Here is an 11,661-nt window from a genome sequence, read left to right on the forward strand (position 1 = left end):
GAGGGCGGGGTTCTTCTGAACCCCGCCCTCTCTGCGTTCAGTGCGTGGCCGTCGCTGCCGGGATCGGCGCCGCGAACACGATCAGCGGATGCCCGTTGTGCTCGAGCACTTCGGCATCCACCCGCCACACCTCGCGCAGGCACTGCGCGGTGAGCACGTCGCCGGGCCGGCCGGCTGCGCGCACGATGCCGTCTGCGAGCACGACGACATGGTCGGCGAAGCGCGCGGCGTGGTTGAGATCGTGCAGCGCCGCGATCACGGTCATGCCGTCGTGCGCGAGGGAGCGCAGCAGGCCGAGGGACGACAGCTGGGCGTGCACGTCGAGGTGGTTGGTGGGCTCGTCGCACAGCAGCAGCTGCGGTTGCTGGGCGAGGGCGCGCGCGATGTTGACGCGCTGGCGCTCCCCGCCCGAGAGGCTGTCCGCCGGGCGCAGGGCGAGCGACGCTGCCCCGGCGCGGTGCAGTGCGTCGTCGACGATGACCTCGTCGACGGTGGATGCCGGCGCCAGCCAGCCCTGGTGCGGCATGCGTCCCATGTCGACGAGCTCGCGCACGGTGAGTCCGTCGACGTCGCTCCATTCCTGCTCGACCAGCGCCAGTGTGCGCGCCCGTTCACGGCGTCGCAGCCGCCGCAGGTCGGTGCCGGCGAAGAGGAGATCGCCGTGATCGGGGGAGAGGACGCCCGCGATCAGCTGCAGCAGGGTGCTCTTGCCGGCGCCGTTGGGGCCGAGCAGAGCGGTCACGGCGCCGTCGGGGGCGGTGATATCGATGCCGTCGACGATCAGGCGACCGGCGCGCGATAGCTGTACGCGCTGGGCGGTGAGCCCGGGCGCGATCGGTTCGGGCGCGGTCGGTGCGGTGGATTCCTCTGTGTTCATCGCCGCCCCCTCCGCTCACGGCGCACTCGGGTGAGCAGCACCGCGAACACCGGCCCGCCGATCAGGGCCGTCACGATGCCGACCGGAAGCTCGCGCGGATCGAACGCGGTGCGGGCGATCGTGTCGGCCCACAGCAGGAACAGCGCGCCGGCGAGGAAGGTGGTGGGCAGCAGAGCGCGATGCCGCACCCCGACGATGGCGCGGGTGGCGTGCGGCAGGATGAGACCGACGAACCCGATCGCCCCGCTGACGGCCACCAGGGCGCCGGTCAGCAGAGCGCAGACGGCGAACAGCGCCAGCCGCAGGCGCTCGACGGGGATGCCCAGGGCGGTCGCCGCCGTGTCGCCGAGCGCGAATCCGTCGAGCGTGCGGGCCGCGCCGAGCAGCGGGACCGCGCAGACCGTCGCGACGACGGCCACCAGCAGTACGTCCGGCCACTGGGCTCCGGCGAGCGATCCGAGCAGCCAGCCGAGGATCTCGCGGTAGCTGTCGTTGGTCGCACTCCAGAAGATCGTCAGGCTGGTCAGAGCCGAGAGCACGGCGGAGACGGCCAGCCCGGCGAGGATCAGCGAGGTCGGTGAACTGCGGCCGCCGGCCCGCCCGATCGCGAAGGTGAGCAGCAGGGCCACGATCGCGCCGGCGAATGCCGCGACCGGCAGAGCGATCGCAACGCCCAGCACCAGCACGATGACCGCGCCGGTGGAGGCCCCCGACGACAGGCCGAGCAGGTACGGGTCGGCGAGCGGATTGCGGGTGAGTGCCTGCATGACCGCGCCGCACAGTGCGAGCCCACCGCCGACGAGCGCCGCGGTCAGCACGCGTGGCACCCGCAGCTGCCACACGATGGCATCCTCCGTGGGTGAGAGCACCGGCTGCCCACCGGTCAGGTGCGCCCAGACCGTCGCGGCGACGTCGGAGGGCGCGATGGCCGCGGGGCCGAACCCGACGGCGACGAGAGCGGATGCCACCAGCAGGCCGCCCAGCACGACGACGGTGACCGCCGTGCGCGCCACTGGCCGACGCGCGACGTCGGCGGGGGAGCGTGCGGGCGCGGCGCTCGGGCGGATGGGGGTGGTGGTCATAGGTCTCCGAGCTGATCGATCAGCGACGCGACACTGTCGACGTTGCGCACACCGGCCTCGGCCGCGGCGAAGTCGAGGGTGACGTAGCGCTCGTCGACCACGGCATCCATGGTCGAGGTCACCGGGTGCGAATTCAGCAGCGCGATCTTGTCTTCGACGGTGTTGCCGGGTGAGCCGATCAGCACGAGCACGTCGGGGTTGATCTCGGCGACCTTCTCCCATGAGGCCGACATCCAGGTGTTGTGCTCATCGGCGAACGCGTTGACGAGTCCTGCTTCGTTCATCAGCATCGCGGGCGCTCCGATGCCAGCGCCAACGTAGGGCTCGTCGCGCCCTGATGAGTACCAGACCGCAGTGAGCTCCCGGTCATCGGGCTCGAGCGCCTCGAGCTGGGCGCGCTGATCCGCCACGAGACGGGCGGCAGCATCCTCGGCGCCGAAGATCTCACCCGCCTCGAGGAACTCATCGAAGACGGTGTCGAACGTCAGCGGGTCGGGCATGTACTCGGGGGCCTTGCAGGCAGATGGGGCGACGTAGGTGCCGATGCCGAGGGAATGCAGGGTATCGCGCTCGCCGACGCCGTCGATCGAGAAATTCGACTCCCAGCCGCCGAAGATGAAGTCGGGCTCGGCGGCGAGCGCCACTTCCTGCGAGGGGAGTTTGTCGGACACCACCGGGATGTCGGCGCCGGCCGCGGCGTACCGCTCGGGCAGCGGACCGTCGCTGTAGGCGCTGCCGATGATGCGGTCTTCGACGCCGAGGGCGAGGAGCAGTTCGAGAGTGGTCGACTTGATCGTCAGAATGCGCTGCGGTGGTGCGTCGACCGTCACCCGGGTGCCGCAGTTGTCGACGCTCACCGCATCCGAAGCGGTGTCGGTCGTGGCATCGGATGCCGGTGGCTGGGCATCCGCTCCCGAGCATCCGACGAGTGTGAGCGTGGTGAGTGCGGTGACCAGCAGTGCCGGGACGACGAGCATGGGGCGGGGCATGGTTCTCCGTGGGACGGGCATCCGCGGATGCCGGAGCAGACCGATTCGTGCAGAGCGCACGTTCCGGAGGCGCAGTGCATGCGCCGTCTGCGGCCCAGATCCAGACCACGCCGCTCCGGCCAATGCGGGCGGAGCGTCAGACTCATCGTACGACGATCGCAGGCCGCGTGCGCGTCCGCCGGGCGGGTGCCCGAGCGGACGCGCACGTCGGCTGCGCTCACGCGGTGCGTGTGCGCCGCATCAGCGTCCCTCCGATCGCCAGCAGCGACAGAGCCAGCAGCGTCAGCAACGGAGCCATTGCTCCGCCACCGGTAGCGGCCAGCGTGCCGTCGGAGCCGCCGGCGGCGACAACCGCCACGGGCATCGGCTCGCCGTCACCGGCGGGCATCGCCCCGGGGTCGGCGCCCGGCCCAGCACCCGGATCCGTTCCCGGGTCGGTGCCGGGGTCAGTTCCCGGATCGGTGCCCGGATCGGTGCCGGGATCGGTTCCCGGGTCGGTTCCGGGATCGGTTCCGGGGTCGGTTCCCGGGTCGGTCGACGTCCCGGGGTCGGTCACCGTGCTCTCACCCGCGACAGCGATGGCGTTGCCGCCGATCGTGATCGGCGCGGTGATCGGCAACAGCAGCTGCGAGCCGCCCAGCAGCGAGTCGAGCCCGCTGGTGATGCTGCCCACCGGTGCCGCGTCCGCGGTGGGCGACATCGCGCCGCCCCCGGTCACCGCGCTGGTGCCCAGTGCCGAGATGGCGTTGCCGGTCACCGTGATGGGTGCGGTGATCGGTGCGAGCACCTGGGTGCCGCCGAGGATGCTGTCGGTTCCACCTGTGGTGGCGTCACCGGTCGGAGCGCCAGCGGCCATGTCACCGGCCGGTTCGGCAGTGCCCCCGTCGGTGACGGCGCTGGTGCCCAGCGCGGAGATCGCGTTGCCGGTCACCGTGATGGGTGCGGTGATCGGTGCGAGCACCTGGGTGCCGCCGAGGATGCTGTCGGTTCCACCTGTGGTGGCGTCCACGGCCGTGTCACCGGCCGGGCTGCCGCTCGTCGCGGACGCGTCCTCGGACTGCTTGACAGCGCTGGTCCCCAGCACCGAGATGCCGTTGCCGGTCACGGTGATGGGGGCGTTGACGTCGAGCAGCGCCTGCGTGCCCGACAGCAGACCGTCGACACCCGAGGTCTCCACGACCGGTGCCGGCTCCTTCTCCGGTGCCGGCGCGTCGTCAGCATCCGACATGCTCTCGGCCGACGCCGACTCGGTCGCCGACGACGATGTGCCGAGCACGCTGATCGCGTTGTCGGCCACCGTCACCGGGACGTTGACGGTCACGACCGCCTGCGTTCCCGAGCCGACACTGTCGGAGCCGCTGGTCCGCGCGTTGGGCGCAGGAGCGGCCTCGACGGGCTCCGCCGGGGCGGAGTCGGGCGCGGGGGCTGGCTCAGATGCGGCCTCAGGGGCTGCTTCGGGTGCCGGCTCCGGAGCCGGGGCGGGAGTGACCGAGTCGACGACGCTGGTGCCGAGCACCGACACGGCGTTGCCCACCACCGTCAGCGGGGCGGTGACAGGCGCGAGCACCTGCGTTCCACCCAGCAGACTGTCGTCTCCGTCGGTCTCCGCCGCGTTTGCGGCGGACGCGCCGAGCAGCGTGATGCCACCGGCGATCAGCACACCCCACAGGGCGTGCTTGGCGAAATTGCGCATGAGTGTTTCTCCTGATCTGTACGAGTCGAGGGCGGCACGGTTGTGCGCCCGAGCGTGCCGATGCGTGCATCGGCCTGCCCCTCGTCAGTCAGGGGAGACGTCGGTGCTGCCAGCCGGAGACGGCGGCAGTGCGGAATCCACGGGAGGTCCCGCGGCGGTCCACGCCCCGTCGGCGTGTACCGGAAGATGATGCACAGCGGCGTGCACTCCGCCCGCCGAGCCACCCGGCCCCGCAGACGAACTCGCCGGCGCTGTCGCGAGTGGAGGGGCGGGTGCCCCGCCTGCTGGGCCCTCGGCGTCCGTGGCATCTGCCGTCGTCTGCACCACAGCGGCGGTGTTCGCGGCGAGCGAGGCGAGGAACACCGGTCCGGCGGTGGACGCCACAGGCGCGATGCTCGCTGCGTCCGGCTCCTGTGCCGTGCCGGGGAGGATGAGGGATGCATCGGCGCCGGGGGCGGTCGGCGTGAGCTCGGTGGGGGTCGTCCCGGTGGGTGCGTCCGGGGTGTCGGCACCGGGATGCTGCGGATCAAGCGCGTCGACGATCGGCGGCACGGTCTCGTCGACGATCGGGGTCAGCGTGCCCACGACATCGTCGACCGCTCCGGCGGAGTCGCCCAGCAGATCGGTGGCACCCAGGTCGTCGAGCACGGTGCCCACGACCGGGACGTCGCGCACGGCGTCGGTGACCGGCTCCACGACCGATGACACGGGGGACTCGGCCGCGACGTCGCTGACGGCCTCGGTGACCTTCGACACACCCTGGGTGGTGGCACTGAGGGCATCCGACGCCGACTTGCCGACCACGGGAACCTCGGAGACGGTCTTGGTCGTCTTCTCGACGACATTCTCGGCGGCATCCACCACCGGGGCTGTCGTCTCGGTGACCACATCGACGACGCCCTCTACGACGGGGTCGGCGACCTCGGAGACGACGCCGCTCAGCAGGGAGGAGACGCCCGACAGGGGCTTGTCCTCATCATCGTCGGCGCGGGCATCGCCGCCCCCGACGAGTGCGGTGAAGGCGGCCCAGACAAGCACGGTCAGAGCGCCCCAGAGCAGCACCGCGGGAATGCGGCCTCGGGATGCGCCAGTGTCCATACCCTTGCAAGCCCCCCAGCTCGACGTCGTCGGTACCGTGCTTGTGCGTGAGGCTACCCCATCCGGCGAGGCGAATCCACCACCATCGCGTGCGCGACGTTGAGCACGCGACGGTGGTGGAGCCGGCGGCGGCCGTGACGAGCCGCCGCTGCTGCGGGCATCACTGGGGACAGAGGGGATGTCCGGTGACCCGCAGGTTTTCGGCGGGTGCCTCGCGAAGGGGGGCGAGGGCACCCGCCGTGGCGTCGGCTTCGAGCCGACCGCCGGTGCGGGACCGGCCGGAGAGGGGTTCCGGTGCCGGTCCCTGCGGCCGGTGCGATGAACTGAGACTGGGGAGAATCAGCCACCGCACCGGCTTCTGGACCGTCGTTCGCAGCCCGCGGTCGATGCGGTGCTGCGGCGACGGAAGTCGTCAGGCCGAGTGGGTGTGGCGGATGCCCCATTGGATAGGTGGCGCTGAGATGCGCATGGAGATGCTCCTTGACAGATCGATCGGTGGGCGCGGCAATGCGCACGCGGTCGACCAGGTCGACCGCCCGGGCGATCAGTCGGGGGAGCAGTCCGTCGAGGTGCTGGGCCCGGAGGGCGGGCTCTCATCGGCGTGCGTGTGCACGCCGATGAGCAGTGGAGACGAGGGGGTGGTGCCGGTGACGGCTTCGCCGGTGGTCTGGAACGGCGTGACGCCGCCTGTGCCGGCGCCCGATGTGGCCGGCGCGGTCATCGGCTCGACGCCGGGCACATCGCCGGACAGCGGCTCGTGCTGCGGTCGGTGGCCGTCGGGCGCCGCGGTGTCGGACGGGGTGGCATTCGAGATGGTGGCCGACGGGGCCGGCGAGGGTGTGAGGTCGCGCCAATCGGATGCTGTCGCCGAAGTGCCGGCGGAGTGCATCGTTCCGCGTGCGTCGTGCATGGACGGGCGGGTGTCGTGCCTGGATGGGCGGGTGTCGTGCTCGAACGGACTGACGTGATGCCGGGCATGTCCGAAGGCATGGCCATTCCCCTGCCGGACGCCATGGCCGCGGGGATCGCGCGTGTCGCCGGGATGGCGTGTGTCGCGGGGATCGCGCTCGACGCCGCGCCGGGCATCATCGCGGTTCACGCGATGGTCGTCGTCCCGGGTGGCCTTCTGTCGCCCGTTGACTGCTTGGTGTGGCTTGTCTGCCTGACGCGGCTTGTCCACCTGGTGCGGCACGTTCGGCTTGACCTTGGCCGCAGCGTCGGACGCGGATGACGCGGATGACGCGGACTGGGCGGGCTTCTGGGGCGTGGTCGGCTGCGTCGGCGTGGCGGGCTGCGCGGGCTTGGTCGGCTGGGCGGGCTTGGTCGACCGCGCGGGTGCGGCGGGCTGCTGGGACTTGGCGCTCGAACTCGACTTCTGCGCGTGCCCCTTCGGCGCTACCGACGATGCCTGCACGGGCTTCGGCGTGTCGGCCTTCGGGTGGGCGTCGCGCTTCTGCCCGGAAGGCTGTTTCCGATCCGAGCGGTGCTCGCCCGATCTCCCAGGTGCGCCGTTCGTCTCGTGCGGTGCCGAGCTGGTGGCCGCCGGAGCGCTGTGATCGTCTCCGTGGCGGTCGGCGGCGGAAGCCGAGGGGGCACTGAAGAGCGAGGTCAGCACCAGCCACGCGAGCACGCCGAGCGCACCCCACAGCCACGTTGCCGTGCTGCGGCGATCTGCTGACGCGAACCGCACGATCCCTCCCCAGGGAACTCCAGACGAGGTCCTCCGCGCGGGCCGGCGAAAGATACTCGATCGTGCGAACATACCCCGACTTCCTGATGGTGTCCACATCGCTGTGCGGACGCAACACCCGGGCGTCGGGCGGGCTTGACTTTCCCCAGGTTTCTACACATGCGCGCGACATGCCGTCAACCTTCAATCTGCGGTTGAAGTCGATTGTCATCCACAGTATGGGGAAACCATAAACCCCTGTTCAAAATAGAAAACTGCACCGAAATGCAAGACTCTCCACTGAGTTCTCCACAGGCGTTCTGCACAGACACTCCAGAGTTGTTCGCAAACTCTCCACAGAGTTATCCACAGGCATGGTTGCATGGGGATAACCCTGCTCCTAGCTTGAAGAGGCCCGGGTGTCGGACCTTCATGGTTCGCTGGCGTCAGTGACCGGGCATCCACTCGGTCTGGTGGGATCGGCGGTGCGCTTCGCGCCGCCGTCGCAGGAGGGGGCACGGTGTCGATCGCAGATATCTCGGATGAGCGTCTGGGTGGTTCGCGACCCCCGGAGCGGACCCCTCCGCACGACCTGCTGGCAGAGCAGAGCGCGCTCGGCGGCATGCTGCTGTCGAAGGATGCGGTCGCCGATGTGATCGAGAGCCTCAAGGGCGCGGACTTCTACATCCCCAAGCACGAGCTCATCTTCGAAGCGATCCTGTCGCTGTACTCGCACGGCGAGCCCACCGATGTCGTTGCCGTCACCGATGAGCTCATCAAGACGGGCGAGCTCGGCCGTGCCGGGGGCGCCGACTATCTGCACACTCTCACCTCGATCGTGCCGACGGCGGCCAACGCGGGGTACTACGCCGGGATCGTCTCGGAACGTGCGATCCTGCGGCGGCTGGTCGACGCCGGCACCCGCATCGTGCAGCTCGGGTACGCCGGCGAGGGTGATGCGACCGATCTGGTCAACAACGCACAGGCCGAGATCTACTCCGTCACCGGATCCGAGACCGCGGAAGACTACGTGCCGCTGACCGTCGCCGTCGACGCCGCCGTCGAAGAGATCGAGGCGGCCAACGGCCGTGACGGCACGATGACGGGCATCCCCACCGGATTCCGCGAACTCGACGAGCTCACCAACGGCCTGCACGGCGGACAGATGATCGTCGTCGCGGCGAGGCCGGCTATGGGTAAGGCTCTGGCGCTCGACACCCCGCTCGCGACGCCGACGGGCTGGACGACGATGGGTGAGGTGCAGGTCGGCGACGAGCTGTTCGACGCTGACGGTCGCCCGACGCGGGTCGTTGCGGCGACGGAGGTGATGGTTGACCGACCGTGCTTCGAGGTCGAGTTCTCGGATGGAACGACGATCATCGCTGACGCGCAGCACCAGTGGGTGACTGAGACACGGGCATCCCGCCGCTCGGGTGCGGGCAAGACCGCGACCGTGACGACCGAGCAGGTGGCCGCGACCCTCACGGTCGGCTCCGACGATCGTGCCAACCACTCCATCCGCAATGCGGCACCGCTGCGCGCCGCGGAGGCCGAACTCCTGATCCCGCCGTACACGCTCGGCGCATGGCTGGGCGACGGCCACAGCGACAGCCCGCGTCTAACCAGCGAGACCGCGGAGATTCCGATGCTCATCAAGCGCGAGGGGGTCCGTGCCGAGTCCCGCGGCAACATGCTGTACGCGCTGAAAGTGACTGAGAGCACCCTGCTCATGCGCGACTGCGAGGTGTGTGGCAAGCAGTTCACCGCACGCCACCCGCATGTGCGCACCTGTGGGCGGATCTGCGGCCCGAAGAACAAGGGCGCGCATCCCGAGCGTCTTTCCTGCCCCGATTGCGGCGAGCCGTTCTCGGGCGAGGCGCAGCGCTGTGCACGCTGCCACCGCGAGCACGGTTCCACGACTGCGCTTCTGCGCACGCTCGGCGTGCTCGGTGACAAGCACATCCCGGCCGTGTATCTGCGAGCGTCCGAGCAGCAACGGCGCAGTTTGCTCGCTGGTCTGCTCGACACTGACGGCACGGTCGTCCGCGGTGTGGGGTCGGTGCAGTTCGCGGTGACCAGCAAACGGCTGGCCGACAGCGTGTATGAGCTCATCGTCAGCCTCGGCTACAAGTGCGGCCGCACGACGAAGCTCGTCGCGGGCAGATCTGAGGCGTCGTCGACCTGCTACATCCTCAACTTCTCGACGGTCGATGACGTGTTCCGGCTCGAGCGCAAGCGCGCCCTGCACGCGCAGGAGCGTCCATCGGGTACGGCGCGCATAGGGCGTCGTTATGTGAAGTCCGTCCGCCCGATTGCCAGCGTTCCGGTGCGCTGCGTTCAGGTCGACAACGCCGACCACCTGTATCTGGCGGGCGAGTCGATGGTTCCGACGCACAACTCGACCCTGGCGCTGGATTTTGCGCGCGCCGCATCCATCGGCCACAGCGAGCCGTCGATCTTCTTCTCGCTCGAGATGGGCAAGAGCGAGATCGCGATGCGTCTGCTCAGCGCCGAGGGAGCGATCCCTCTGCAGAACATGCGCAAGGGCACACTCGACCCGCGCGACTGGACCACTGTCGCCGCAACCCGCGGTCGCATCAACGACGCGCCGCTGTATATCGACGACAGCCCCAACATGACGCTGGTCGAGATCCGCGCGAAGTGCCGACGGCTCAAGCAGCGCGCCGGACTGAAGATGGTGATCATCGACTATCTGCAGCTGATGACCTCGGGCAAGCGCGTCGAGTCGCGTCAGCAGGAGGTCTCGGAGTTCTCGCGTGCCCTCAAGCTGCTGGCCAAGGAGCTGCAGGTGCCGGTGATCGCACTGAGTCAGCTGAACCGTGGACCCGAGCAGCGGCAGGACAAGAAGCCCGCGATCAGCGACCTGCGCGAATCGGGCTCGATCGAGCAGGATGCCGACATGGTGATCCTGCTGCACCGCGACTCGGTCTACGACAAGGACGTGCGCCCGGGTGAAGCCGACCTGATCGTCGCCAAGCACCGAAACGGCCCGACCGCCACGATCAACGTCGCCTTCCAGGGCCACTACTCGCGGTTCGCCGATATGGCGCCGGGCGACTTCGGTGGCGGCGTGTAGGGATTTTTTCGAGATGTCCTTTTCACGGGCGAAATGTCCATGCGATGTCCATATGGACATTTCGGGCTCTGTGATCGCGGTCGACGGCCGGCACCCCGGAACCGGTGGAGGTTCTCGACGAAGATGCCGAGCCGGTCCATCGAGGCGACGCGGACTGTGTCGCCTGCGCGGACGTATTGATGCGCTTCGGCGAGGTCTTCGCGGCTGTCGCTGCTGCGCCCGCTGACTTGTCCGCGAAGACCCGGTCGGCGTCGCCGATGGCGTCGAGCTTGGCGGGGAGGTTCTGATCGTAGTTGCTGACGCGAGATTGCCGACGGTCTTGATGTGTTGCGTCGTGTCTAGAGCTCCGGTCGGTTCTGTTGCAGTCTTACGGAATGGACCCTATTGCGACGCCCAGACACAGGCTTGGCACATGTTGCGTACGGGTATACTCCAAAGCGACAGGTTGATCAGTTCCGTGATGTCACGATCGGGATGCCCTATCTGTGAAACTGGAGTGAGACGCCAGGCCTGAGACCGGCGAACCCGCCAACCCGAGGAGATCCCCGAACCCGACTACAGAGCCCTCACCGCATAAACCGACGAAGAACCACGAGACCGATCCATGCACCTCAAAAACGACTTGACCGTGCTTCTTCGGATCCAGGTGCGAATCGTCTCCAGGGAGGCGATCCCAACGGCGACCATACGGACAGCGCGCTCACGAAGCTCGCGAGGGTACTTGCTGGGACGTCCAATGAGACAGATCCTTCTAAGGAATCGTGCCTCCGGACACGGGGGTTGACTCAATCGGCTCACTGTCATCGGGCTTCGCCGGGCCCAGGGGGCGCGAGTCTCATCAGAGTTCGAGACACAATACCGGGGCGGCGTCCGTCCTGAGTCGCGCGTTCCACGCGCGCGGTTCCCCGGCGAACCATCTGCCCGCCGATGTAACGTATGGGCTCGGGTGGGAAGGACCCTGTCGGGGGACGTACGAGTCCTAGCGACCCGTACTCATCCTCGACGTTCAACGCCATAGCCGCCAGGATTCGCCCGCCCACGTACGTGGGGACGAGACCGTTACTGAGTATTTGGAGTCGTGAGCGCCACTGATTATTGCGGTTGAGCGCCACTCGATATTCACTCTCAGGGCCACCGGTATTGCCGGTGAGCGCCA

The 11,661-nt window shown here is 68.9% G+C and carries 7 protein-coding genes; 1 reads left to right on the forward strand and 6 read right to left on the reverse strand.

Annotation, left to right across the window (positions count from 1 at the left end; genetic code table 11):
* Positions 1-37: 37 nt before the first annotated feature.
* From WDU99_RS15370 to WDU99_RS15395, 6 genes are all read right to left on the reverse strand, one after another.
* The gene (locus WDU99_RS15370; RefSeq protein WP_337333337.1) at positions 38-877 is read right to left on the reverse strand and encodes an ABC transporter ATP-binding protein; all 840 of its coding nucleotides are present in this window, start codon (positions 875-877) and stop codon (positions 38-40) included.
* Positions 874-1,959 carry an iron chelate uptake ABC transporter family permease subunit gene (locus tag WDU99_RS15375; RefSeq protein WP_337333338.1) on the reverse strand — a complete coding sequence of 362 codons (1,086 nt, stop codon included), beginning with the start codon at positions 1,957-1,959 and terminating at the stop codon, positions 874-876. The genes WDU99_RS15370 and WDU99_RS15375 overlap by 4 nt, the downstream gene beginning before the upstream one ends.
* The gene (locus WDU99_RS15380; protein WP_337333339.1) at positions 1,956-2,948 is read right to left on the reverse strand and encodes a putative F420-0 ABC transporter substrate-binding protein; all 993 of its coding nucleotides are present in this window, start codon (positions 2,946-2,948) and stop codon (positions 1,956-1,958) included. Before WDU99_RS15380 ends, WDU99_RS15375 begins: the two co-directional genes overlap by 4 nt.
* A 217-nt stretch (positions 2,949-3,165) precedes the next feature.
* Positions 3,166-4,641 carry a hypothetical protein gene (locus WDU99_RS15385; RefSeq protein WP_337333340.1) on the reverse strand — a complete coding sequence of 492 codons (1,476 nt, stop codon included), beginning with the start codon at positions 4,639-4,641 and terminating at the stop codon, positions 3,166-3,168.
* An 84-nt stretch (positions 4,642-4,725) separates the two neighbouring features.
* Positions 4,726-5,739, reverse strand: coding sequence for a hypothetical protein (locus tag WDU99_RS15390; protein ID WP_337333341.1), 1,014 nt, complete (start codon positions 5,737-5,739; stop codon positions 4,726-4,728).
* A gap of 544 nt (positions 5,740-6,283) precedes the next feature.
* Entirely contained in the window at positions 6,284-7,429 is a 1,146-nt protein-coding gene (locus WDU99_RS15395; RefSeq protein ID WP_337333342.1) for a hypothetical protein, read from the reverse strand.
* Between the two features lie 499 nt (positions 7,430-7,928).
* Here WDU99_RS15395 and dnaB point away from each other — a divergent pair, with 499 nt between their 5' ends.
* Positions 7,929-10,505 (forward strand): replicative DNA helicase, encoded by a 2,577-nt coding sequence (gene dnaB, locus WDU99_RS15400; RefSeq protein ID WP_337333343.1) that lies wholly within the window; start codon positions 7,929-7,931, stop codon positions 10,503-10,505.
* Positions 10,506-11,661 lie beyond the last annotated feature (1,156 nt).

Source organism: Microbacterium bandirmense (genome assembly GCF_037204185.1).
In the GTDB taxonomy this organism is placed as follows: Bacteria; Actinomycetota; Actinomycetes; order Actinomycetales; family Microbacteriaceae; genus Microbacterium; species Microbacterium bandirmense.